24 protein-coding genes are annotated in these 23883 nt (G+C 67.9%); 9 read left to right on the top strand and 15 right to left on the bottom strand.

All coding sequences use genetic code 11. The features are described 5' to 3' along the window. The first annotated feature begins 75 nt into the window (after nucleotides 1-75). The 5 genes from argC to ABIE04_RS02765 are packed head-to-tail and all read left to right on the top strand — an operon-like array spanning nucleotide 76 to nucleotide 5134. Nucleotides 76-1029 (top strand): N-acetyl-gamma-glutamyl-phosphate reductase, encoded by a 954-nt coding sequence (gene argC, locus ABIE04_RS02785; protein WP_354547054.1) that lies wholly within the window; start codon nucleotides 76-78, stop codon nucleotides 1027-1029. Between the two features lie 18 nt (nucleotides 1030-1047). After that, a complete protein-coding gene (argH, locus tag ABIE04_RS02780) occupies nucleotides 1048-2343 on the top strand; it encodes an argininosuccinate lyase (RefSeq protein ID WP_354547053.1) in 1296 nt (431 codons plus the stop codon). Between the two features lie 12 nt (nucleotides 2344-2355). Next, nucleotides 2356-2718: a cupin domain-containing protein gene (locus ABIE04_RS02775; protein WP_354547052.1), complete on the top strand. Its 363-nt coding sequence runs from the start codon at nucleotides 2356-2358 to the stop codon at nucleotides 2716-2718. Then, a complete protein-coding gene (gene proB / locus ABIE04_RS02770; RefSeq protein WP_354547051.1) occupies nucleotides 2715-3875 on the top strand; it encodes a glutamate 5-kinase in 1161 nt (386 codons plus the stop codon). The genes ABIE04_RS02775 and proB overlap by 4 nt, the downstream gene beginning before the upstream one ends. Further along, a complete protein-coding gene (locus tag ABIE04_RS02765) occupies nucleotides 3872-5134 on the top strand; it encodes a glutamate-5-semialdehyde dehydrogenase (protein WP_354547050.1) in 1263 nt (420 codons plus the stop codon). Before proB ends, ABIE04_RS02765 begins: the two co-directional genes overlap by 4 nt. A gap of 86 nt (nucleotides 5135-5220) precedes the next feature. Here ABIE04_RS02765 and ABIE04_RS02760 read toward each other — a convergent pair whose 3' ends face one another. From ABIE04_RS02760 to ABIE04_RS02725, 8 genes are all read right to left on the bottom strand, one after another. Then, nucleotides 5221-5976: a hypothetical protein gene (locus tag ABIE04_RS02760; RefSeq protein WP_354547049.1), complete on the bottom strand. Its 756-nt coding sequence runs from the start codon at nucleotides 5974-5976 to the stop codon at nucleotides 5221-5223. A gap of 471 nt (nucleotides 5977-6447) precedes the next feature. After that, nucleotides 6448-6753, bottom strand: a complete 306-nt coding sequence (locus ABIE04_RS02755) for a hypothetical protein (RefSeq protein WP_354547048.1) — start codon at nucleotides 6751-6753, stop codon at nucleotides 6448-6450. 227 nt (nucleotides 6754-6980) lie between these two features. After that, the gene (gene kynU / locus ABIE04_RS02750; protein WP_354547047.1) at nucleotides 6981-8258 is read right to left on the bottom strand and encodes a kynureninase; all 1278 of its coding nucleotides are present in this window, start codon (nucleotides 8256-8258) and stop codon (nucleotides 6981-6983) included. 136 nt (nucleotides 8259-8394) lie between these two features. Further along, nucleotides 8395-8913 (bottom strand): hypothetical protein, encoded by a 519-nt coding sequence (locus ABIE04_RS02745; protein WP_354547046.1) that lies wholly within the window; start codon nucleotides 8911-8913, stop codon nucleotides 8395-8397. Further along, nucleotides 8910-9944, bottom strand: coding sequence for an amidohydrolase family protein (locus ABIE04_RS02740; RefSeq protein WP_354547045.1), 1035 nt, complete (start codon nucleotides 9942-9944; stop codon nucleotides 8910-8912). Before ABIE04_RS02740 ends, ABIE04_RS02745 begins: the two co-directional genes overlap by 4 nt. Before the next feature lie 63 nt (nucleotides 9945-10007). Next, nucleotides 10008-12104, bottom strand: a complete 2097-nt coding sequence (locus ABIE04_RS02735; RefSeq protein WP_354547044.1) for an FUSC family protein — start codon at nucleotides 12102-12104, stop codon at nucleotides 10008-10010. 83 nt (nucleotides 12105-12187) lie between these two features. Beyond that, nucleotides 12188-12751 carry an elongation factor P-like protein EfpL gene (efpL, locus tag ABIE04_RS02730; RefSeq protein ID WP_343850599.1) on the bottom strand — a complete coding sequence of 188 codons (564 nt, stop codon included), beginning with the start codon at nucleotides 12749-12751 and terminating at the stop codon, nucleotides 12188-12190. Nucleotides 12752-12790: 39 nt separating this feature from the next. Further along, nucleotides 12791-13558 carry an SDR family NAD(P)-dependent oxidoreductase gene (locus tag ABIE04_RS02725; protein WP_354547043.1) on the bottom strand — a complete coding sequence of 256 codons (768 nt, stop codon included), beginning with the start codon at nucleotides 13556-13558 and terminating at the stop codon, nucleotides 12791-12793. A gap of 208 nt (nucleotides 13559-13766) precedes the next feature. On the opposite strand from ABIE04_RS02725, the gene ABIE04_RS02720 reads away from it, so the two are divergent. Next, the gene (locus tag ABIE04_RS02720) at nucleotides 13767-14240 is read left to right on the top strand and encodes an RcnB family protein (RefSeq protein WP_354547042.1); all 474 of its coding nucleotides are present in this window, start codon (nucleotides 13767-13769) and stop codon (nucleotides 14238-14240) included. A gap of 161 nt (nucleotides 14241-14401) precedes the next feature. On the opposite strand, the gene ABIE04_RS02715 is transcribed toward ABIE04_RS02720, so the two are convergent. The 7 genes from ABIE04_RS02715 to ABIE04_RS02685 all read right to left on the bottom strand — a co-directional run bounded on the left by ABIE04_RS02715 (nucleotide 14402) and on the right by ABIE04_RS02685 (nucleotide 21365). Beyond that, on the bottom strand, nucleotides 14402-14977 hold the full coding sequence (locus tag ABIE04_RS02715; RefSeq protein WP_354547041.1) for a GNAT family N-acetyltransferase: 576 nt from the start codon (nucleotides 14975-14977) through the stop codon (nucleotides 14402-14404). A gap of 10 nt (nucleotides 14978-14987) precedes the next feature. Next, the gene (locus ABIE04_RS02710; protein ID WP_354547040.1) at nucleotides 14988-15590 is read right to left on the bottom strand and encodes a YdeI/OmpD-associated family protein; all 603 of its coding nucleotides are present in this window, start codon (nucleotides 15588-15590) and stop codon (nucleotides 14988-14990) included. 9 nt (nucleotides 15591-15599) lie between these two features. Further along, nucleotides 15600-16088 carry a GNAT family N-acetyltransferase gene (locus ABIE04_RS02705; protein ID WP_354547039.1) on the bottom strand — a complete coding sequence of 163 codons (489 nt, stop codon included), beginning with the start codon at nucleotides 16086-16088 and terminating at the stop codon, nucleotides 15600-15602. Further along, entirely contained in the window at nucleotides 16085-17404 is a 1320-nt protein-coding gene (locus ABIE04_RS02700; RefSeq protein ID WP_354547038.1) for a metal-dependent hydrolase family protein, read from the bottom strand. The genes ABIE04_RS02705 and ABIE04_RS02700 overlap by 4 nt, the downstream gene beginning before the upstream one ends. A gap of 194 nt (nucleotides 17405-17598) precedes the next feature. Further along, nucleotides 17599-18501, bottom strand: a complete 903-nt coding sequence (locus tag ABIE04_RS02695) for a hydroxymethylglutaryl-CoA lyase (protein WP_354547037.1) — start codon at nucleotides 18499-18501, stop codon at nucleotides 17599-17601. A 12-nt stretch (nucleotides 18502-18513) separates the two neighbouring features. Further along, the gene (locus ABIE04_RS02690) at nucleotides 18514-20502 is read right to left on the bottom strand and encodes an acetyl/propionyl/methylcrotonyl-CoA carboxylase subunit alpha (RefSeq protein ID WP_354547036.1); all 1989 of its coding nucleotides are present in this window, start codon (nucleotides 20500-20502) and stop codon (nucleotides 18514-18516) included. 68 nt (nucleotides 20503-20570) lie between these two features. Beyond that, nucleotides 20571-21365, bottom strand: coding sequence for an enoyl-CoA hydratase-related protein (locus ABIE04_RS02685; RefSeq protein ID WP_354547035.1), 795 nt, complete (start codon nucleotides 21363-21365; stop codon nucleotides 20571-20573). A gap of 102 nt (nucleotides 21366-21467) precedes the next feature. On the opposite strand from ABIE04_RS02685, the gene ABIE04_RS02680 reads away from it, so the two are divergent. The 3 genes from ABIE04_RS02680 to ABIE04_RS02670 are packed head-to-tail and all read left to right on the top strand — an operon-like array spanning nucleotide 21468 to nucleotide 23847. Next, on the top strand, nucleotides 21468-21713 hold the full coding sequence (locus ABIE04_RS02680; RefSeq protein WP_354547034.1) for a FeoA family protein: 246 nt from the start codon (nucleotides 21468-21470) through the stop codon (nucleotides 21711-21713). Then, complete coding sequence (feoB, locus tag ABIE04_RS02675) at nucleotides 21710-23548, top strand: ferrous iron transporter B (RefSeq protein WP_354547033.1); 1839 nt, start codon at nucleotides 21710-21712, stop codon at nucleotides 23546-23548. Before ABIE04_RS02680 ends, feoB begins: the two co-directional genes overlap by 4 nt. Next, nucleotides 23545-23847 carry a DUF6587 family protein gene (locus ABIE04_RS02670; RefSeq protein WP_354547032.1) on the top strand — a complete coding sequence of 101 codons (303 nt, stop codon included), beginning with the start codon at nucleotides 23545-23547 and terminating at the stop codon, nucleotides 23845-23847. Before feoB ends, ABIE04_RS02670 begins: the two co-directional genes overlap by 4 nt. Nucleotides 23848-23883: the final 36 nt, after the last annotated feature.

The raw sequence follows: 23883 nt of genomic DNA, 5'->3' as shown, positions 1-23883 counted from the left end.
AGATCAAAAAACTTACCCCCTCCCAACCTCCCCCTGCAGGCAGGGGGAGGGGCAAAATACTGCAGGAATGAACAAATGGCACACGACAAAAAAACCATCGGCATCGTCGGCGCGCGCGGCCATACCGGCATGGAACTGATCCGCCTGATCGCGGCGCATCCGGTGCTGCAGCTGGCCTTCGTCTCCTCGCGCGAACTGGATGGTCAACGCGTGGCCGATCACGTCGACGGCTTTGCCGGCGAACTGCGCTATGCCAGCCTGGACCCGGCCGCGGTGGCGGCGCAGGGCGCCGACGTGGTGATCCTGGCGTTGCCGAACGGCAAGGCGACCCCTTATGTGGCGGCGATCGACGCGGCGAAGCCGGACACGCTGATCCTCGATCTTTCCGCCGACTACCGCTTCGATCCATCGTGGTACTACGGTCTGCCGGAACTCACCCGCGGTCAGTGGCGTGGCGAGAAACACATCAGCAATCCCGGCTGCTACGCCACCGCGATGCAGCTTTCCATCGCGCCGCTGAAGGATCTGCTGGCCGCGCCGCCGGTGTGTTTCGGCGTCTCCGGCTATTCCGGCGCCGGCACCACGCCGTCAGACAAGAACGATCCGGACAAGCTGCGCGACAACTTGATGCCGTATGCGCTCACCGGGCACATGCACGAGAAGGAAGCCTCGTTCCGGCTCGGCGTGCAGGTGGAGTTCATGCCGCACGTGGCGCCGCACTTCCGCGGACTCACCGTCACCAGCAACCTGTATCTCACCCGCCCGCTGAAGCGTGAGGAAGTGCTGCAGCGTTTCCATGCCGCGTACGACAGCGAGAAGCTGGCCGTCGTGACCGACGAGGCGCCCTGGGTCAGCCGCATCGCGCACCGCCACCACGCCGAGGTCGGCGGCTTCGCGGTGTCGGCCGACGGCAAGCGCGTGGTGATCGTGGCCACGCTGGACAACCTGCTCAAGGGCGCCGCCACCCAGGCGATGCAGAACATCAACCGCGCGATCGGCGTGGACGAATACACCGCGATTCCGCTCTAGCCGATTCAGGACACCACCATGACCCAACCCCTCTGGCAAAAATCCGGCATCCAGATCGACGCGAAGATCATGCAGTTCCTCGCCGGCGACGACGTGCTGCTGGATCGCGAGTTCTTCCTGCACGACGTCACCGCCAGCAAGGCGCACGTGGAAGGGCTGGCCAACATCGGCGTGGTCAGCGCCGACGAAGCCGCCGCGTTGAAGCGCGAGCTGGATGCGTTGGCCGACGATTTCCGCAGCGGCGCGTTCGTGCTGGACGAGCGCTACGAGGACGGCCACTCGGCGATCGAGGCGCGGCTCACCGAGCGCCTCGGCGACGCCGGCCGCCGCGTGCATACCGGGCGCAGCCGCAACGACCAGATCCTGGTCGCCACCCGACTATGGCTGAAGGACAAGCTGGCCGCACTGGAAGCGCATTGCTGCGCCATCGCCGGGGTCTGCCTCGATCGCGCCGCGCAGCCGTCCGTGCCGATGCCGGGCTATACCCATCTGCAGCGCGCGGTGGTCTCGTCCACCGCGATGTGGTTCGCCGGTTTCGCCGAGGGTTTCATCGACAGTGCGCTGCGCGCGCGGCAGACGATGACGCTGATCGACGCGAACCCGCTCGGCACCGCTGCCGGCTACGGCGTGAACATGAAACTCGATCGCGAGCACACCACCAAGGCGCTCGGTTTCGCGCGCATGCAGGTATCGCCGATCTACGCGCAGCTGTCGCGCGGCAAGTTCGAGATGGCCGTGCTGGAGGCGATAGGCGGTGCGCTGCTCGACCTGCGAAGGATGGCGTGGGACCTGTCGCTGTTCACCACCGCCGAATTCAACTTCGTCAAACTGCCGCCCGAATACACCACCGGCAGCTCGATCATGCCGAACAAGCGCAACCCCGACGTGATCGAACTGCTGCGCGCCAGCTATGCCAGCGTGGCCGCCGCGCGTACCGAGATCGAACAGCTGCTGTCGCTGCCGTCCGGCTACCAGCGCGACCTGCAGTTCTCCAAGGGCTCGATCTTCCATGGCGTGCGCCATGGCCTGATGGCGCTGGAACTGGTACCCGACCTGCTGGCGCGGTTTGAGTGGAATGAAGCCGCGATGCGTGCCGCGATCGAGCCGGCGATGTACGCCACCGACGTGGCGATGGAGCAGGCCGCCGCCGGCGTGCCGTTCCGCGACGCGTATCGCGCGGCGGCGGAAACCGCGGCATCCGCAGGGCAGGGGCGCACGCCGGAAAGCAGCCTCGCCGCGCGCGTCTCGCCGGGTGCCGGCAACGACCTGCGGCTGGATGAATTGCGGGCACGACTGGATCAACTCGATCGTTGAAGAGGGTGCGACATGGCGGCGGTCAGCACGGCGAACGCGCAGCACTACCACTGGGGTGACGCTTGCGACGGCTGGCACCTGCTGGCCGGCGACGACCTCAGCGTGATCGAGGAGCGCATGCCGCCGGGTACTGTCGAGCAGCGGCATCGGCATGCGCGGGCGCGCCAGTTCTTCTACGTGCTGGAAGGCATGGCCACGCTGGAAGTGGAAGGCGTGGCGCATCCGTTGCGGCGCGGCGAGGGCTTGCACGTGCCGCCCGGTGCCGCGCACCAGATGCGCAACGACAGTACGGCGGACGTCCGCTTTCTCGTGGTCTCCGCGCCGAAGAGCCACGGCGATCGCACTCCTGCACCGCGGGTGGACGGTGCCGCATGAACACGTTGCCCGGACAGGCCTTGCCGCGCTGGCGCCGCGCCGTGCTCAAGGTGGGCAGCAACCTGCTCGCCGCCGATGGCGGCGGCCTCACCCCGCGCCATGCCGAGGCGCTGGCCGCGTTCATCGCCGCCAGCCATGCGGAAGGCCGCGAGGTGGTGCTGGTGTCCTCCGGCGCGGTGGCGGCGGGGCGCGCGCTGCTGCGCCAGCATGCGAGCGACGGCGGCGGCCTCGCCGCGCGGCAGGCGCTGGCCGCGCTGGGCCAGGCGCCGATGATCGCGCTGTGGCAATCGCTGTCCGCGCGGCCGGTGGCGCAGGTGCTGCTGACCCACGACGACCTGCGCAACCGCCGCCGCTACCTCAACGCACGCGCCACCTTGCGCGAGTTGCTGCAGCTCGGCGTGCTGCCGGTGATCAACGAGAACGACACCGTCTCGGTGGATGAATTGAAGCTCGGCGACAACGACAACCTTGCCGCCATCGTGGCCGCACTGGTCGACGCCGACCTGCTGCTGATCGCCTCCGACGTCGATGCGCTGTACAGCGCCGACCCGCGGCGCGATCCCGCGGCCGTGCCGATCGCGCAGGTGGCCGCGCTCACCCCCGAGATCGTCGCGATGGCCGGCGACAGCGGCAGCGCGGCCGGCACCGGCGGCATGCGCACCAAGCTGCAGGCGGCGGCGAAGGCCGCCGCGGCCGGCATCCCCACGGCCTTGTTCAGCGGCCGCGAGGCGGCCACCGTGCAGGCGCTGCAACACGGGCAACTGCGCGGTACCCTGATCGCCGCGGGCTCCACGCGCCTGCAAGCACGCAAGTACTGGCTGCGCCACGCACCCGCCGCGCCGGGCCGCATCCGCATCGACGCCGGTGCGGCGAAGGCGCTGGCCGGCGGGCGCGTCTCGCTGCTGCCGGGCGGTGTACTCGGCGCCGACGGCGAGTTCCACCGCGGCGACCTGGTGGAGATCGTCGACGCGGATGGCGCTGCCGTCGCACGCGGGCTCAGCCAGTACGGCGCCGCCGAAGTGCGCCGTCTGGCCGGCCGGCACAGCCGCGAGATCGACGGCACGCTCGGCTACAGCTACGGCGACGAGGTGGTGCATCGCGACGACCTCGTCAGCATGAATCGCCCGGTCGCATCCGGGCAGGAGATCAGCACATGAGCACGATCCGCGAACAGGCACTGGCTTGCCGCGACGCCGCGCGGGTCGTGGCGGCGCTGGGCAGCGAGGCGAAGCGCGCGCTGCTGCGCGACATGGCCGCGGCACTCGAAGCGCAGTCCGCCGCGGTGCTGGCCGCCAACGCTGAAGACATGCGCCAGGCCGCGGCGAAAGGTGTGCAGGGCGCCATGCTCGACCGCCTGCGCCTGGACCAGTCCCGCGTGGCCGGCATCGCCAATGCGCTGCGCGAGGTAGCCGAACTGCCCGATCCGGTCGGCGTGACGACCCGCCGCGAGACGCGGCCGAACGGCCTGTCGGTGGAACGCGTGCGCATCCCGCTCGGCGTCATCGCGATGATCTACGAGGCGCGTCCCAACGTCACCGCCGACGCCGCGGCGCTGTGCCTGATGGCCGGCAACGCGGTGATCCTGCGCGGCGGCTCCGAGGCGATCCATTCCAACACCGCGATCGCCGCGGCGCTGAAGTTGGCACTGGAGGCGCACGGCGTGCCGACCGCCGCCGTGACCCTCGTCGAAGACCTGCGCCGCGAGACGATGGTCGAACTGCTGCAGCTCGTCGATATCGTCGACCTGGCCATCCCGCGCGGCGGCGAAGGCCTGATCCGTTTCGTCGCCGAACACGCGCGTGTGCCGGTGATCAAGCACTACAAGGGCGTCTGCCACCTGTACGTGGACCGCGCTGCCGATCCCGCGCTCGCCCTGGACCTGCTGATCGACGGCAAGACCTCGCGCCCCGGCGTGTGCAACGCGCTGGAGACGTTGCTGGTACATCGCGACGTGGCCGAAGCGTTCCTGCCGCAGGCGGCGCAGGCACTGCGCGAGCGCGGCGTCGAGCTGCGCGGCGACGAACGCAGCCGCGCCCTGGTGCCCGACATGCGCGCGGCGACCGACGACGACTACGCCGCCGAATTCCTCGACCTGATCCTCGCCGTGCACGTGGTCGACGACTTCGACGCCGCCATCGCCCACATCCACCGCTACGGCTCCGACCACACCGAAGTCATCGCCACCACCGACGAAGCCGCCGCGCAACGCTTCGTGCAGGCGATCCGCTCCGCCGTGGTGATGGTCAATGCCTCCTCCCGCTTCAGCGACGGCGGCGAACTCGGCCTCGGCGCCGAGATCGGCATCTCCACCACGCGGCTACACGCCTACGGCCCGATGGGCGCCGAAGCGCTCACGGTGGAGCGCTTTGTGGTGCGCGGGGAAGGGCAGGTGCGGCAGCCACAGAGCCGGGTGTGATGTCGGGCGTCTGCTCTCGGCCAGAAGCAGACGTTCAACGCCTGCGTTACGCCGCGCCACGAATTGGCGTCGACTTGAATGAATTGTTAGGTGTCTTCTCTGGGCACCTTCATGGGAACGATAACAATGTTTGGCCCGCCTGGGTGCGGCGATTTGAAGACAAGGTGTCCGGCCTTGGCATGGCGAAGTTCCTCTAGCTTTCCGGAATGTTCGTCTAGCTTTGCCCGATTATTCTTGAATAGAGTTCGGTAGCTCTTTTCATACGTCGCATCCAGCAGATCGAGCATGAACTCACAATGCCCCTTCACGCCTTCTCGGAGGTTATATGACGCGGACCCGTCGCCTCTATTTTCCGTGACCGTGCAATTGAAGCCGCCTAAGTCAATCCGTACCGGCACAAATGCGGATACAGAGTTGGTAGAAAAATCCCTGCAGTCGAGACTGTGGGACGCGAGTTGGTGCCGCAGAATGCGAATAGCAAGCTGATCTGCCCGTCGCTTGAAGTCTTTCTGCTTGGCGCCGTTCATCAGGTTATGAAGCTTGAGCGCGGCCTGCTGCTGAATGTATGCGGCGCTCAGGAGGCCGTAGAGTCTTAGATATTTTTCGCCCGTATCGTCGTACTTAGTGGGGCCGTCGATGCCAAACTCTAGGAAGTTGTGCAGCGCCAGCGATGCGTCACCGAGTATGTCCATGGCCACGCAGACGAAGCTCCAATCCTCGTCAGTGTTCAACCGCAACTTTCGCGCAGGCTCGCCCTTCCAGCTGACTCGGTCGTTCACTAAGTCGCGAAGGGCGTCAGAGTAGGACTCCACCGCACTTAATCTCGGGTCGCGTGAACGCATCGAAAGACACCTAACGCTGGAGTTAGGCGGCGCCGGAGGCGTCCGCCTTGAACGAAATGTTAGACCGCTGCCTAGCAACTACGCATGCAGGGGCCATTGCTTGAGGAGCTCGCTGATAACGGAAGGCACCATACGGCCCTTTAAGGACCATGGTATCCGCCTGTAACGAAACTTGGTCTATGCCCCAAATTTGCCGCCAGTGGATTGAGCTGGGTGCAACAACGATTCCCGTTGATGCATAAACAGTTCCATCGACAGCGACGCGGCATTGATAGGCCGACCCATCTTGGTCAATTTGAACCCAAACCGTGTTCCCTTCGAACTGCCATAACCCGGCAGCCGAAGCCAGCGCCGAGGGCGTCCGCGTATAGCCGAGGATCGAGAAGAAACCAAATATGAGAGCTAGCAGTGTGCGCATAGGTCTAACGCTGGAGTTAAGCGGCGGCGCAGCCGTCCGCCTTGAACGAACTGTTAGGCCTCATTTTGTGAGGCGGCAACGATCGAGCTCTGTGTTTCTGGGCCGACATTGCACCAAGAGGTATGTGGCGTGAGCTGCAGGTGGTAGCCGTACTCGTCCTGGACGGCCGCTAAGATCTGGCGAAACCAGTCACCGTACGACCATGCCCTTGGCACTGGAGAATGCAATGTGCCAGTTGCTTCACTCCACTGAACCTCCATAGCTGCGCGCCACACATAAGGGAACAACTCCGAGGCAGGGCGCACATGCAGGCGACCTGAAGTGTCGATTGATACCTCGGCTATCGAGTCTCGTTTCATTAGGCCTAACTACCTAATAGATCGACCTGGGTCGGGTTATACATCTCGCATCAAGCGATACCCGCAGGCGCCATCCCCTTGCACCACTTGACGTTGCCGACCCTGCGTCCGGTTATACATCCATCGCAAACCCCGATGAGGATCGTCCCACAATGAGCCTCATCGCGTCTTCGTGACCGGCAGCTTCGGGTCGAAAGCGGACATAAGCAGTCAGGGTATCGAATCGGTCAGCCGTGGCTCCATTCCCGCACCGCTTCCGCAAACGCCAGGCAATCCGCAAACCGGTTGTAGAGCGGTGCCGGCGAGATGCGGATCACGTCGGGTTCGCGCCAGTCGCCGATGATGCCGTGGGCCATCAGGTGTTCGAACAGGGCGCGGCCGCGTTCGCGGCCGCCGGTCACGCGGATCGACAGCTGGGCGCCGCGGCGTGTGGGTTCGGCGGGAGTCACTACCTGCAGCACGTCGGACAGTTGGGTCTGCACCAGCCATTCCAGGTAGCCGGTGAGCTGCAGCGATTTTTCGCGCAGGCGATCCATGCCGGCGCGGCGGAAAATCTGCAGCGACACGCGCAGCGGGGCGAGCGCCAGGATCGGCGGGTTGGACAGTTGCCAGCCGTCGGCGCCGGGGGTGGGCACGAACTCCGGACCCATCTGGAAGCGGGTGGTTTTGTCGTGGCCCCACCAGCCGGCAAAGCGCGGCAGCACGGCCTTGGCATGGCGCTCGTGCACGAACGCGCCGCCGACCGCGCCGGGGCCGCTGTTCAGGTATTTGTAGCTGCACCAGATCGCGAAGTCGGCGCCGCTGTCGTGCAGCTGCAGCGGCAGGTTGCCGACCGCATGGGCGAGGTCGAAGCCGACCGTGCAGCATTGCCTGTGTGCGAGCGCGGTGATGGCCTTGAGGTCGAACGCCTGGCCGGTGCGATATTGCACGCCGGGCAGCATCACCAGCGAGATGCGCTCGCCATGCTCGGTCAGCACGCGCTCGATCGCGGCGACGGAAACAAGGCCGTTCGGTTCGTCGGGTTGCAGTTCGATCAGCGATGTGGCCGGATCGAAACCATGGAAGCGGATTTGCGATTCCACCGCGTAGCGATCGGTGGGAAATGCGCCGGCCTCGATCAGGATGGCGTGCCGTTTTTTCGTCGGGCGGTAGAAGCTCACCATCATCAGGTGCAGGTTCACACCCAGGGTGTTCATCGCCACCACTTCAGAGGGAAGCGCACCGACCACGGCGGCGAGGTCGTCGCGCACGAACTCGTGGTAGTCCATCCACGGCAGGCGGCCCTTGAAGTGGCCTTCGACGCCCAGTTCACCCCAGTAATCCAGTTCCGCATTGACTGCTTCGCGCACCGCGCGCGGCTGCAGGCCGAGCGAGTTGCCGCAGAAGTACGTACTGTCGCGGCCTTCGTGCGGCGGGATCAGGAACTCGTCGCGGAACGCGCGCAGCGGGTCGGCAGCGTCCCGGGCGTTGGCCCAGTCGAGGGTGTCTTCATATGTTGCGTGCATCGTTCGATCCCTGAGAGCGGCTCCTCCCCCTGAATTCAGGGGGAGGTTGGGAGGGGGGTTGCCCGAGGGTGCGGGAAGATCAAGAGCGAACCCCTCCCCAACCCTCCCCTGCAAGCAGGGGAGGGAGCCAGGTGACTTACTTCAGTTGCGCAGCAATCGCTTCGCAGCCCTTGTCGAAGGCGGCCTTCCACTCGGCGCCGGCTTCGGTCTGGCTGGGGCGCACGCAGCGCAGCTGGATCGCGTGGCCGTTCTTGAACCAGTAGTGCTCGGTGTAGTTGAAGCCGGTGGCGTTTTCCTGCGCGGTATAGATGTTGCTGTTCGGGCTCGGCGGCACCGCGGCGGCCTTGTAGCCGGGCAGCGCCATGGCCTTCGCGGTGGCTTCGCTGCGGTACTGGTTGAAGCCGTTGACGTCGGCCACCTGCTTCACCGTGACGGTGACGCGGGCGAGGCTGTTCTTGCCGGTGGGCGAGGGATCAGGCACCTGGAACACGCGGGCTTCGGGGTCGCCCTGGGTTTCCATGATGCCGAGCCAGTTGTCCGGCGTGCTGAAGTGGACGCTGCCGTCGGCCATGCTGACGTCGGCGGCATGCGCGCCGCCGGCCAGCAGGGCGGTGGCGAAGGCGATCGCGAGGGTGGTGGTGCGCAGGAAGCTCATGCGGGTTCCTTCGGAAGGGGATCGGGGGCGAAGCGGTGGCGGGGCAGGCCCAGCCATTCCAGCGCCGTGCCGTGGAACAGCCGTGCGCGGTCGGCTTCGTCAAGGCCCAGCGCCTCGATGCCGCTGCCGGGTTCCTGCTCCCCCAGCGGGAAAGGATAGTCGGTGCCGAGCATCACCTGGTGGGCGCCCGTCACATCCAGCAGATAGCGCAGCGCCTGGTCGTCGTGCACGCAGGAGTCGAAGTAGAAGCGCTTGAGGTACTCGCGCGGGTTGCGCGGGTTATCGGTGGCGACCAGGTCCGGCCGCATGCGGAAGCCGTGTTCGATGCGGCCGATCGTCGAGGGGAAGCTGCCGCCGCCGTGCGCCAGCATCACGCGCAGCTTCGGCAGCCGCTCCATCACGCCGCCGAATACCAGGCAGCAGGCGGCGCGCGACTGTTCGGCGGGCATGCCGACCAGCCACGGCATCCAGTACTTCGGCATGCTGGCCATGCCCATCATGTCCCACGGGTGCACCAGCACCGCGGCGCCGAGATCGGCGGCGGCTTCGAAGAACGGGAACAGTTCCGGCGCATCCAGGTTCCAGTCGCCGCAGTGCGAGCCGATCTGCACGCCCTGCAGGCCCAGCTCGTCGATGCAGCGTTCCAGTTCGCGCACGGCCAGCTGCGGCGCCTGCAGCGGCACCGTACCGATGCCGGCGTAGTGGCGCGGGAAGTCGCGGCAGATGCCGGCCATGTGGTCGTTCAGATGGCGATGCAGCTCCAGTGCCTGGTGGCCCGGCGCCCAGTACGAGAACAGCACCGGCACGGTGGAGATCACCTGCACGTCGACGCCGAAGCGGGCGTAGTCGTCGATGCGCGTCTGCGGGTCGAACGCCGAATCCCACACTTCGCGGAAGAACCGGCTGTCCTTGTAGATGCGGTGGCGCCCGTCGGTATGGGTCATCACCGGGAAGCGGTCGTCGCCGTACTTGGCCGCCAGGTTCGGCCAGTCGCGGGGCAGGATGTGCGCGTGGGTATCGATCTTGAGCATCCGTGCAGTGTAAAACCTCCGCACGGTGGCGTCGCGTTGCGCCCGCACATGGTGCGGCGCGGCTTACGCCGGCGGCGGTTCCGCGGCGGCGGGCTCCGACAGGCCGCGTTTCGTCACGTGGGCCAGCGTGTCGACGTTGTCGACCAGCCGGTCGCTGATGCGTGCCAGCAGCTCGAGTGCGGCGCGGTCGCCGACCTCCTGCATCGAGGTGACCAGCTCGCGCTGCATGGCGCGCAGCTCGGGCAGGGCGCCCAGCGGCTGCCGTTCGCGCAACGCCGTGGCGATGGCCTGCACGGCGTCGGCGTTGTGCTCGACGAAACGGCCGATGGCGTCCGCCGCGGGCAGCGTGGCGAGATCGTCGAGGGTGGCTTCCAGGGCCATCGCGGTGCGCGCCAGGCGGTTGCCGTTGGCGAACAGCGCGCGGGCCAGCGCCAGCAGTTCCGGCGGCGTGGCCGGCTCGGTGCGCATGCGGTCGATCGAGGCTTGCGCATTGGTGCGGGCGGTGCGCGCCGCGGTGCGGGTGTCGTTGCGGTTGCCGCCTCGGTCGGGTTGCGCCAGGGCGCGCAGGTAACTGGCGTAGGCATCCAGCATCACCGCCAGTGCGGCGCGGGCGCGGCCGCGCTCCCAGGTCGGCCAGGCCACGTAGGCGAGCAGGGCCATGCCGCAGCCGAGCGCGGTGTTGAGCACCCGGTCCGACACCGCCAGGCCGGGGCTGACGCCTTCGAACGACAGCAGGATCACCACGGTGCCGGTCAGCGTCGCCACCGCGATGCCGTAATGCGCACCGGCCAGGTAGCGGAACGCCATGCACAGCACCGCCATCAGCGCCAGGTGCGCCCACGGTTCGTCCGGCGTGATGTGCAGCAGCACCGTGGTGAGCACCAGCCCCAGCACCGTGCCGAGCACGCGCAGCAGGCCGAAGTTGAAGGTGGCGGCGAAGTCCGGGCGCAGCACGATCGCCGCGGTCATCGGCAGCCAGTAGCCGTGCGGCAGGTGCAGCAGGCGCGAGATCCACAGCGCCGCGCTGAGGCAGACCGCCATGCGCACGGCGTGACGGAACGCCACCGAACGCGGCGTGAGGTTGGCGCGCAGGGTGGCCCAGGTGGAGCTGCTGCGCAGTGACGTCGGCAGCCGGGTTTCCGCCGCGCTGGCGCGCAGTTCGCCGCGGCTGCCGGCCCAGTCGGCGTTGCGCACCGCAGCGGCCAGCTGGCCGGCCAGCGCATGGATGTGCGCGGCCAGGCCGTCGGCGTCGCCGCCGCCGTCGAGCAGGGCGCGCTCGCTGGCGCGCAGGGTCTGCAGCGCGCGGTCGGCCCGCTCGGGCGGGTCGCCCTGCTGCAGTGCCTCGGCGATCGCCGCCAGCACGCGCGCGGCGTCGTCGCGGAACATCGCGTGGATGGCGGGGTTGGCATGCAGCTCGGTCATCGCGGTGAGCTCCAGCCTAATCCGCTCGGCCAGCTCCAGCAGTACGCCGAAGGCTTCCATCGCGCGGCCGTGCGCGCGATGGCGGCCCAGCAAGGTGCGCTGCAGGCTGGTCATCGCCTCGGTCAGCGCCGGCACCTCGGCATCGTCATGCGCCTGTTCGCGGGCCAGTGCGGCCAGCCCGGCGTACACCCGCGCCAGCTCGATGCGCTCCGGCCAGTAGCGCTGCAGCGGCCACGCCGCCAGCGAAAACGCGGTGAGCAGCATGCCGCCGGCGAAGATCAGCGCGGCGCCGCCGAGCGCATGGCCCAGCGACGTCGGCGTCGACGCGGTGATCACCAGCAGGATCATGCTGGTCATGCCGACCCGCGCGGTATCCGCGCCGAATACCACCAGCATGCCGCCGAAGAAACCGCAGGCGGCGGTAGCGAGAAGGATCGGCAGCAACTGGCCGCCGATCAGAAAACCCACCAGCGCGGCGAGACCGGCCGCCAGCGACGCCAGCAGCAGTTGCCGCATGCGCTGGCGATACGGCCCGGGCTGGTCGGAGAACATCGTGTCCAGCGCACCGGCCGCCACGCCCAGGCCGATCTGCGGATGGCCGGTCGCCATGCCCACGGCCAGCGGCAGGATCACCGCCGCGGTATTGCGCAGCACCACCCGCAGCGGCACGTCCGGCCGCTTGATGTCGGTCAGGCTCTCGATCGCATGGGCGCGTAGCGAATAACCGCTGGGGGGCATGGGGCTGGAAGTTGGTGTCGAGGAGTGAGAGTCGAGTATGACAAAACCACTCGTTTCTCACGCCTCTTCACTCACTCCTGCTCTCAGGCTCTGCCAGCGAACTCGCCGGTGAGCGTGTTCACCCACACCTTCTCGTCGTTGCTGATGTACTCGGGCACCTGGATTTCGATGCCGGTATCGAGCTTGGCCGGCTTGGTGCGCTTGGTGGCGCTGGAGCCCTTCATTTCCGGCGCGGTGTCGACCACCGTCAGCACCACGCTGGTCGGCACCTGCAGGCCGACCGGCGCGTCGTCGATCAGCTGCACGTAGTAGCCCTCGACGCCTTCGACGATGTAGCCGGCGTTGTCGCCCACCAGTTCCGGCGACAGCGGGTACTGGGTGTAATCCTCGGCGTCCATGAACACGAACGCGCCGTCGTCCATGTAGGAGAAGTTGGCGGCACGGCGCACCAGGTCCATCTCGCGCAGCTCGTCTTCGGCACGCAGGCTGAGGTCATACTTGCGCCCGCCGGGGATCGTGTACAGGGTGAAGCGGAAGGTGACGTTGCCGCCACGCGCACTCGGCGAACTGCGCTCGATGTCGCGTACCTGGTAGACGGTGCCGTCGTGCTCGACCACGTTGCCTTTCTTGACGTCGGAAGCTTTCATGCGATGGATTCGTATGGAGTGGGGTTGGAAACGGGAAGATTACTTCGGCTGCAGCCGCACCGCGCCGTCGAGGCGGATCGTCTCGCCGTTGATGTAGCGGTTGCCGAGGATGAAGGCGACCGTCGCGGCGAACTCGGCCGGCTGGCCCAGCCGCGAGGGGAACGGGATCGAGGCGCTCAGCGACTGCTGCACGGCCTCGGACATGCTGTCGACCATCGGAGTCCAGAAGATGCCCGGCGCGATCGTCGCCACGCGGATGCCGAAGCGTGCCAGCTCGCGCGCCATCGGCAGGGTCATGCCGACCACGCCGCCCTTGGAGGCGGAATACGCGGCCTGGCCGATCTGCCCTTCGTAGGCCGCGACGCTGGCGGTGTTGATGATCACGCCGCGCTCGCCGTCCTCGCCCGCCTCGTTGCCCTGCATCAGCGCCGCGCCGGCCTTGGCCACGTTGAAGCTGCCGACCAGGTTCACCATCACCGTGGTGGCGAAGTTGCCCAGCGGCATCGGGCCTTCCTTGCCCAGCACGCGGCCGGCGCCGAGGATGCCGGCGCAGTTCATCACCACGTTCAGGCCGCCCATCGCATGGTGTGCGGCGGCGACATTGGTGGCCACGCCTTCCTCGGAGGTGACGTCGGTGCGGAAGAAACGCGCGGCGTCGCCCAGTTCCTTCGCGGCGGCCTGGCCCTTGTCCTCGTTGACGTCGAACAGCGCGACCTGGCCGCCGTGGGCGACGATGTGCTGCGCCACCGCGTGGCCGAGACCGGAAGCGCCGCCGGTGACGATTGCCTTGACCTGATCGAGCTGCATGGGGAATCCTTGATAGCCAGTGCCGAAAAGCCGCCATGGTAGCCGACCGGCGCGCACGGCTGCAGGCTGAACGCGAAACCTGCCATGGCAGCGAATTCACGCCGCGTTGTGGTAACGGCGGCCATCGTGGCCTCGAACCGCCGGCGCGAGCCGGTCAGTACCGGGAGTGGCCCGGCGGAACCAATCCATCAACAGTGGGGAGCAATGCATGAAGAAGCTACTGAGTCTGTCTGCCGTGTTGGGTGCGATGCTGATGCTGGCCAGTGGCTCCGTGCTGGCGCAGGGCAACGGTCACGGCCGTGGACACGGTCACGACGACAAGGGGTATGGGCAGGACGACGGCGACCGTGGCAATGGCCATGACCGCGACCGCGACCGGCACCAGCGTGACGATGGTTACCGTGATGACCGCGGCCGCCGCTATGTGCGCGACGATGGTCCCCCGGGCCATGCCTATGGCCGCTACAAGAGCTGGCACGATCGCGGCCGTCACGAGGGCTGGTACAAGCGCGGCGGTTACCTGCCGGTGGAATACCGCACCCGCTACGTGGTGACCGACTGGCGCCGCGACCGCCTGCGCGAACCGCCACGTGGCTATCACTGGGTACGCAGCGACAACGGCGACTTCCTGCTGGTGGCGATCGCCACCGGCGTGATCGTCGACCTGCTGCTCAACCAGTAGCCGGCTGGCGCTTGATGCATGAAGGCGTGCCCGCAACAGCGGGCACGCCTTTTTTTTGCAAGGCAATCCGCCGCGTCCCTGGTAGGAGCGCGTAGGGCGGGCAGTGCCCGCCGCTCTTCGTTTCGACGCCGAAGAACCAGAGCCGGCGGGCAGTGCCCGCCCTACGCGCTCCGGTGTTTTTCCAGCAATTCCTGCAACGGCGCCGACGGCAAGTGCGGGAACGGCGTGACGGCCATGGGCGGATTCGCCGCAGCCTGCAGCTCCTTCTGCCACACCCCCACGTCCCACCATTGCCCCAATTTGTAGCCGCACTGGCGCCATACGCCGGCGGAAGTGAAGCCCATCGCCTCGTGCATCGCCACGCTGGCGCTGCCGGGCAGGGTGATCACGCCAACCGCTTGGGTGAGGCCTTGCAGCCGCATCACGTCCAGCAGCACACCGTAGAGCCGGCGCGCGATGCCGCGGCGCTGCGCATCGGCGTGCACATAGATCGAGGTTTCGGCGATCCAGTCGTACGCGGCGCGCTCGCGGAAGCGCCCGGCGTAGGCGTAGGCCAGCACCTCGCCGGCGTCTTCCCACACCAGCCACGGGTAGTGCTGCAGGCGCGTGTGGATGCGTCCGCGCATCGCGTCCACGCCGGGCAGTTCGGTCTCGAAGGTGGCCACGCCGGTGCTGACCGAGGGGGCGTAGATCGCATGGATGGCGGCGGCGTCTTCGTCGCGGGCGGTGCGGATCATGAACGGGCTCTCAGCATTTCTCGTACTTCCAGTTGCGCCGCTTGCCTTCGGCCAGCCATTCCAGGGTGGTGGCGAGGCGCTTCTGGCGGGTGGCGTCGGTTTTCGCCTCGGCGATCCACTCGACGTACTCGCGTTGTGCACCAGGTGGGAAGCTCTCCCATGCCTTGCGTGCGGCGGCATGTTTCTTCTGCGCGAGCAGGGCGGCCAGATCGTCCGGCAGCGTCGGTGCGGGTTTCGCGACGGCCTTCGGGCGCGCCTTCTTCACGCCGGCCTCGTTCAGCGCCATCGCCTTCTTCAGGTGGGCAGCCAGCTGCCTGTCCGGGGGCAGGTCCTTCAGCGAGGCGAGTTTGCCGAACTGCCCCATGCCATCCTCGTCACTGCCGCCGGTGACTTCCTTCGACAACCAGAAGCCGAAGCTGCAGTGCTGCTTGAACGCGGCCATCATGCACATCGGCGCGCCCTTGTAGCTGAAGAACGGCATGCCCCACTTCAGGCTTTCGTCCACCGTGGGGCAGGCCTCGTGCACCAGCGCGCGCAGGTGTTCCAGGATCGGCCGGGCGAAGCTGGCGGATTTCACGATGTAGGCGTCGACGCGGGGATCGTGGTTCGCCATCGCCTCACCTCACAGCTCGCGGATGAAGTAGCGGTCGCAGCCGTGGTGGCCGGTGCCGCCCATCGCGCTGCACAGCGCGGTGAAACCGCTGCGCTTGTACAGCGCCTGCGCCGCATCCATGCCGGTCAGCGTTTCCAGGTAGCAGCGCTTGAAGCCGTGTGCGCGCGCCGCGTCGAGGCAGCGCTGCATCATCGCCGTGCCGGCGCCGATGCCGCGCGCCGTGGGCAGGAAGTACATCTTGCGCAGCTCGCACACCTCCGGTTCGCCGCCTTCCAGCGGCGCGATGCCGCCGCCGCCGATCACCACGCCGTCGCGCTCGACCACGAAATAGCTGCAACGCGGTTGCGCGTAGGCCTGGTACATCGTGTCGACTTCGGTGTCGTGGATCGCGAAGCCGGGACCGTCGGCGCCGAACTCGGGCATCACGCTGCGGATGATCGCGGCCATGGCCGCGTTGTCGGATGGCTCGATCGGGCGGATAAGGAACGTATCGGTCATGGGGTCATGTCGGGAGTGCGATAGGGAACGCCGTCCTTCATCACGAAGACCGGTTTCTCCAGGGCGTCGATCTGCGTGCTGGGATCGCCGCTGAACGCGGCGAGGTCGGCCGCCATGCCGGGCGCGATGCGGCCGAAGTGTTGCGACTGGCGCAGGATCTTCGCCGCCACGTCGGTGGCCGCGTGCAGCGCCTGCGCCGGGGTCATGCCGTCGCGTACCATCGCCGCGGGCTCGCGCCAGTTGGTGCCGTGCGCGAACACGCCCACGTCGCTGCCGTTGCCGATGGTGACGCCGACTTTCAGCGCGGTGCGGAACGCGCGCTCGGCTTCCTTCATGGCAGGCGTGGGTTCGGACTTGCCCGGCACGTAGTGCTGGAAATACTCCGAGGTGGCGTCGACCGCGGTGAGCGTGGGTTCATAGGCCACACCCTTCTGCTTGAGCAGACGGAAGGTCGCCTCGCTGGCGCCGTAGCCGTGTTCGATGGTGTCCACGCCGGCCTCGACCGCCATCCGCACGCCGGCATCGCTGGCCGCGTGCGCTGCGACCGGGCGGCCGATCTGGTGCGCCGTGTCGACGATCGCCTTCAGTTCCGCCGGGTTGAGGGTGGGCGCGGTTTCGCCACCTGGGCCCACCCGATAGTCCGCGTACAGCTTGATCCAGTCGGCGCCGCGGGCGGCTTGCTCGCGCACGGCGGCGATGGCCGCATCCACGCCGCTGACCGGCTGCGCGCCTTGCGGCAGATCGAGATCCGGACGGAAGCCGCGCGGCCCCGGTCCATAGCTGGCGGTGGCGACGATGGCGCGCGTGGCGACGAACATCCGCGGTCCCGGGATCAACCCTTCGTTGATCGCACGCTGGATCGACACGTCGGCAAAGCCCGCACCCTCGGTGCCGAGGTCGCGCAGGGCGGTGAAGCCGGCCATCAGCGTGGCCTTCGCGTGGGCGGCGGCTTCCAGCGTGCGGTAATCCTGCGGCTCGGTCAGCACCTGGTCGTTCCACAACGTTTCGTTATACGGATGCAGGAACAGGTGCGAGTGCAGGTCGATCAGGCCGGGGGTGAGCGTGGCGCCGGGCAGCTCGACGCGCTGCGCGCCGGGCGGCGCCTGGATCGACGCGGCGGGGCCCACCGCGGCGATCGCACCGTCGTGCACCAGCACCGCCCAGCCGCTGTGCGCAGCGTCGCCGTTGCCGGTCCACACGCGCTCGGGCAGCAACAGCCAGTCGCCCTTCGGCGTGGCCGCGCTTGCGCTCAGGGCGCACAGCAGGAGCAGCAGGATCGCCGCCGTTTGCCACCAGGTCGTCAGGCTTGCGCGCATCGCTTCGTCCGGTCAGAGCTTGTGAAGAAAATCACTTCCTGTGATTTTCTTCTGTCGCGAGTCCGGCGCATGTCCGGACTCGCTCACGCGGATCAGGCACTGACGTGCCTGATCCGCGTCCGGCCGTCCATGGCCGGGCCTCGAGGTTGAAAAATTCACAACCTCGAGGTCGAAGCGCCGATGATAGCGAGCTTTCAGGCTGCGGCGGTACGCGCGCGGGTGACCCGGCTGGCGGTTTCCTTGTGCAGCTGCGCGGCCAGCCAGGCGCCGGTGGCGACGAGCAGATCGAGGTCGATGCCGGTCTCGATGCCCATGCCGTGCAGCATGTAGACCACGTCCTCGCTGGCCACGTTGCCGGTGGCGCCCTTCGCGTACGGGCAGCCGCCCGTGCCGGAGACGGCGCTGTCGACCACGCGTACGCCTTCCTCCAGGCAGGCCAGGATGTTCGCCAGCGCCTGGCCGTAGGTGTCGTGGAAGTGCACCGCCAGGGCGTCCATCGGCACTTCCTGCGCCACCGCGTGCAGCATCGCGCGCGCCTTCGCCGGCGTGCCCACGCCGATGGTGTCGCCCAGCGAGATCTCGTGACAGCCCAGTTCGTACATCCGGCGTGCCACGCGTACCACGTCACTGACCGGCACCTCGCCCTGGTACGGACAGCCGAGCACCGTGGAGACATAGCCACGCACCCGCGCGCCGTCGGCCCGGGCCTGTTCCATCACCGGGATGAAGCGTTCGATCGACTCGTCGATCGAGGCATTGATGTTCTTGCGGTTGAACGCTTCCGATGCGGCGGTGAACACCGCGATGTCCGTGGCGCCGACCTCGCGTGCGCGCTGGTAGCCCTGCAGGTTCGGCACCAGCACCGGGTAACCCACGCCGGGTACCTTGCGGATGCCGCGGAACACCTCGGCCGCGTCGGCCAGTTGCGGCACCCACTTCGGGCTGACGAAGCTGGTCGCCTCGATCGTCTTGAGGCCGGTGGAGGAGAGCCGGTCGATCAGCGCGATCTTCACTTCGGCCGGCAGCAGGGTCTTCTCGTTCTGCAGGCCGTCGCGGGCGCCGACTTCGACGATGCGGACGTGGTTGGAGGGATTCATGTCGTGCTCCGGTCAGTCGGCGAAACGCACCAGCACGGCGTCCGCTTCGACGAACTCGCCTTGCGTGGCGTTCATGCTTTCGATGGTGCCGGCGCGCGGCGCCTTCAAGGCCAGTTCCATCTTCATCGCCTCCATCACCAGCAGTTCCTGGCCCTGTTCGACCACGTCGCCGGCCTTTGTCTTGACCAGCACGATGCGGCCGGGCATCGGCGCGATGACCTGGTTGCCGCCGACGGCGTCCTTCGATTCCCAGGCGAACGCCGCGGCGCGGCTGAAGTTGTGGCGCTGGCCATGCGCGTCGTGCAGCAGCACGCGTTGGGCGTCGGCGCGCAGCGGCACGCGCAGCGATTCGCCGTCGAAGCGGGCGCTGAGGCTGTTGTCGGCCACGCGCGCGCCGCGCACTTCGCAGTGGGTCTCGCCGTGGCGCAGCCGGTAGTCGCCGCCGTGGCCGTGCGCCTCGACTTCGAAACGCCGTTCGCGGGAGGTCAGCGCCACGATGCGCTTGCCGGCGTGGCCGATGCGCCAGGCGTCGGCGCGCGCCCAGGGCGAATGCGGATCGGCCGGAGCGCTCTGGACGTGCAGCTCGTCATGCAGCAGCGCGGCGGTGGCGGCGGCGAACAGGGTGCCGTCGGAAGGCGTGACATCGCCGACCAGGAACTCGTCCAGATGGCGATCCAGGTAGCCGGTGTCGATGCGCCCCTCGACCACCGCCGGGTGCCGCGCCAGCCGTTCCAAGAAGCCGATGTTCGATTTCGGGCCGACGATCTCGCTGGCCGCCAGCGCCTCGCGCAGCCGCTGCAGGGCCTGCGGCCGGTCCTCGTCCCACACGATCAGCTTGGCGATCATGGGGTCGTAGAAGATCGTCACGCTGTCGCCTTCGATCACGCCGCCGTCGAGGCGCACGTGGCGTGATGGCGCAGGCAGGCGCAGGGTCTGCAGCTTGCCGGAGCCGGGCAGGAAGTTCTGGTCCGGGTCTTCCGCGTACAGGCGCACCTCGATCGCATGGCCGCGCGCATGCACGTCCTCCTGCTGCAACGGCAGTGGCTCGCCGGCGGCCACGCGCAACTGCCATTCGACCAGGTCCAGGCCCAACGTCATCTCGGTGACCGGGTGCTCGACCTGCAGCCGCGTGTTCATCTCCATGAAGAAGAATTCGCCGCTCTGCGCCACGATGAATTCCACCGTGCCGGCGCCGACGTAGTTCACCGCCCTGGCCGCGGCGACGGCGGCTGCGCCCATCGCCTGGCGGCGCGCGTCGTCGAGGAAAGGCGAGGGGGTTTCCTCCAGCACTTTCTGGTAACGGCGCTGGGCCGAGCATTCGCGCTCGTTGAGGTGGATCACGTTGCCGTGGGTGTCGCCGAACACCTGGAACTCGATGTGCCGCGGATGCTCGACGTAGCGCTCCAGGATCATCCGCGCATCACCGAACGAACTGGCCGCCTCGCGCTGCGCCGAAGCGAGGGCGTCGGCGAACTCGGCCGCGTCGCGCACGATGCGCATGCCCTTGCCGCCGCCGCCGGCCGCCGGCTTGATCATCAGCGGGAAGCCGGTCCTGGCGGCCTGTTCGGCGAGGTGGGCGGCGTCCTGGTTGGCGCCGTGGTAGCCCGGCACCAGCGGCACCGCGTGCTGTTCCATCAGCGCCTTGGCGGCGGCCTTGGAACCCATCGCGTCGATGCTTTCCGGGCGTGGCCCGATGAAGGCGATGCCGGCGTCGGTGCAGATGCGGGCGAAGTCGGTGTTCTCCGAGAGGAAGCCATAGCCGGGATGGATGGCCTGCGCGCCGGTCCGCTTCGCCACGTCGAGGATGGCATCGCCGCGCAGGTACGAATCCGCCGGACGCGGCCCGCCGATCGGCCACGCCTCGTCGGCCAGCCGCACGTGCTGCGCGTCGCGGTCGGCTTCCGAATACACCGCGATGGTGTGGATGCCGAGGCGGCGGCAGGTGCGGATCACGCGGCAGGCGATCTCGCCGCGGTTGGCTATCAGTACGCGTTCGAACATGCAGGATCCTGGAGCCGTTGGCTGTCGATGCAAATCGTCTAAAGCTAGCAGATAGCCCGGGTGCGCTCCTACGGCTGCCCGACCCACGCCGGTGCGCGCTTGTCGAGGAAGGCGCCCAGGCCGTGCTGGCCTTCCGGCGACACGCGGAGGCGGGCGATCAGTTCGGCGTTGGCGCTGTCGATGCGCTCGGCCTGCACCGGGTCGGCGCCGCCGATGCGCAAGGCCAGCTGTTTCGCTTCGCGCTGGGCCAGCGGGCCGGCCTTGGCCAGCAGGTACAACTGACGCTCGATCGCTTCGTCCAGCTCGCTGGCGGATACCACCGCATGCAGCAGGCCGATGCGTGCCGAGGTGGCGGCATCGAACACCTCGCCGGTGATGAACAACCGGCGCGCCTCGCGCAGCCCGATCGCGGCGATCACGTACGGCGAGATCACCGCCGGCACCAGGCCCAGCTTCACTTCCGACAGCGCGAACTTGGCGGTGTCCACGCCGATCGCGATGTCGCAGCAGGCGACCAGGCCCACGCCGCCACCATAGGCCGCGCCGTTGACCCGCGCGATGGTCGGCTTGGACAGGAACTGCAGGCTGCGCATCAGCCGCGCCAGGCGCAGCGAGTCCTCGCGGTTTTCCTGCTCGCTGGCGCCGGCCATGCCGCGCATCCAGTTGAGGTCGGCGCCGGCCGAGAAGCAGCTGCCGTTGCCGCTCAGCACCACGGCGCGCACGGCCGGGTCGGCGTCGGCGGCCGCCAGCGCGTCGGTGAGCGCGGCGATCAGCGCGTCGTCGAACGCGTTGTGGATCTGCGGACGGTTCAGGGTGAGCCAGGCGACCGTGCCGCGGCGCTCGCTCAGGATGGAATCGGTCATCGGTCGTCCCTGTGGCAAATAACGCGATGATAAACCGGGCGTGGTGCAGCGGGCCGAGTGTAGGTCTATAATGCGAACTATTCTTATTTGAGAATCCAGCCTGTGCGTCTGTCCGATTTGCCCAAGGGTGCCCCTGCCGTGGTCGACCGCGTCGACGATGCGCACGCGGCCGACCCGATCGCGCAGCGCCTGCGCGACCTGGGCTTCGTCGATGGCGAACCGGTGCGCGTGGTGGCGGTGGGGCCGATGGGCGGCGATCCGTTGCTGATCCAGATCGGTTTCACCCGCTTTGCCCTGCGTCGCGCCGAGGCGGCCCGGATCAGCGTGCGTACCGAGGTGGCGGCATGAGCGCTTCGACCCTGCGCATCGCCCTGGTGGGCAACCCGAACTGCGGCAAGACGGCGCTGTTCAACCTGCTCACCGGCGGCCGGCAGAAGGTGGCGAACTACGCCGGCGTCACAGTGGAGCGCAAGGAGGGCCGTTTCACCGCGCCGTCCGGCCGCGTACTGCAGATCCTCGACTTGCCGGGTGCCTACAGCCTCGACGCGAACAGCCCGGATGAACAGATCACCCACGATGTCTGTGCCGGCAACTACCCGGGCGAGGCGCCGCCGGACTTGATCGTCTGCGTCGCCGACGCGACCAACCTGCGCCTGCACCTGCGCTTCGTGCTGGAAGTGAAGCGGCTGGGCCGGCCGGTGGTGCTGGCGCTGAACATGATGGACACCGCGCGCCAGCGCGGCATCGTCATCGACGTGCCGGAGCTGCAACGGCGACTGGGCCTGCCGGTGGTGGAAACCGTTGCGGTGAAACGCGGCGGTGCGCGTGGCCTGATCGAGCGGGTCGACGGCGAAGTGCCGCCGGCGGCGCCGGCGCAGGTGGGCGACGCGGCCGGCCGCGCCGACCTGCATGCACAGGTGCGTGAATTGCTGACGGCGACGGTGACGATGCCGCGCGCCACCGCGGAACTCGACGATGCGCTGGATCGCTGGACCCTGCATCCGGTGTTCGGCCTGCTGATTCTCGCGGTGGTGATGTTCCTGGTATTCCAGGCGGTGTACTCGATCGGCAAGCCGATGACCGACGCGATCGGCGACGGTTTCGGCTGGCTGGGCGGGCACGTCGCCGCGTGGATGCCGGCCGGGCCGTTGCAGAGCCTGGTCAACGACGGCCTGTTCGGCGGCCTCGGCACGGTGCTGGGCTTCCTGCCGGAAATCCTGGTGCTGTTCCTGTTCATCATCGTGCTGGAGGAGTCGGGCTACCTGCCGCGCGCGGCGTTCCTGCTCGATCGGCTGATGCTGTCGGTGGGGCTGACCGGGCGCTCGTTCATCCCGCTGCTGTCGAGTTTCGCCTGTGCGATTCCCGGCATCATGGGCACGCGCAGCATCACCGACCCGCGCGACCGGCTGACCACGATCCTGATCGCGCCGTTGATGACCTGCTCGGCGCGGCTGCCGGTGTATGCGCTGCTGATCGGTGCCTTCATTCCGATCCGCTACGTGTTCGGCGTGTTCAACCTGCAGGGCGTGGTGCTGTTCGCGCTGTATCTGGCCGGCATCCTCGGCGCGATGCTGGTGGGCTGGGTGATGAAACACATCCGCCGCGACAAGAGCGAGCACGCGCTGATGATGGAGTTGCCGTCGTACCGCATGCCCAAGCCGCGCGATGTGGCGATCGGCCTGTACGAGCGCGGCATGATCTTCCTGAAGCGGCTGACCGGCGTGATCCTCGGCCTGACCGTGCTGATGTGGTTCCTCTCCACCTTCCCGGGCGCACCGGAGGGCGCGACCCAGCCGGCGATCGAGTACAGCTTCGCCGGCTACATTGGCCGGGCGCTGCAGTATGTCTTCGCGCCGATCGGCTTCAACTGGCAGATCAGCCTGGCGCTGATCCCGGCGTTTGCCGCGCGCGAGACCGCCGTGGCCGCACTGGCCACCGTCTATCTGGTCGGTGGCGAAGCGGCCGGTGGCCTGGGCCATGCGCTGGTCGGGCAGATCCCGCTGGCCAGCGCGTTGTCGCTGCTGGTGTGGTTTGCGTACGCGCCGCAATGCATGTCCACCCTGGCGATCATCAAGCGCGAGACCGATTCCTGGCGCAACGTGGCGATCTCGTTCGGCTACATGTTCGTGATGGCCTACGCCGCGTCGTTCCTCGTCTACCAGGTGACGAGGGCGCTGACATGAGTACCGGCCTGCTGGTGCAGTACGTGGTGGTCGGCCTGATCGTGCTGATCAGTGTGCTGATCGTGTTCCGCAAGCTCGCGCCGAAACTCACCAACCGCTGGCTGGCGGCCACATCGATACGCTACAGCCGCCCCGGGCGTGCCGCGTGGGTGCGCGCGCTGGGGCGCCGCCTGCAGCCGAAAGAGGCGACCGGCGACTGCAGCGACGGCTGCAGCACCTGCGGCGCCTGCGGCCCGAAACCGCCGGCCGCGGCGCGGCAGGGCGAGCCGATGCCGCTGGAATTCCGCCCGCGGAGGTGACGCCCTCGTTTGGCTCCTCCCCTGCGAGCAGGGGAG

It is taken from the genome of Rhodanobacter soli, assembly GCF_040548735.1.
GTDB classification, from domain to species: domain Bacteria; phylum Pseudomonadota; class Gammaproteobacteria; order Xanthomonadales; family Rhodanobacteraceae; genus Rhodanobacter; species Rhodanobacter soli_A.
This window is presented reverse-complemented; position numbering and strand designations above follow the sequence as displayed.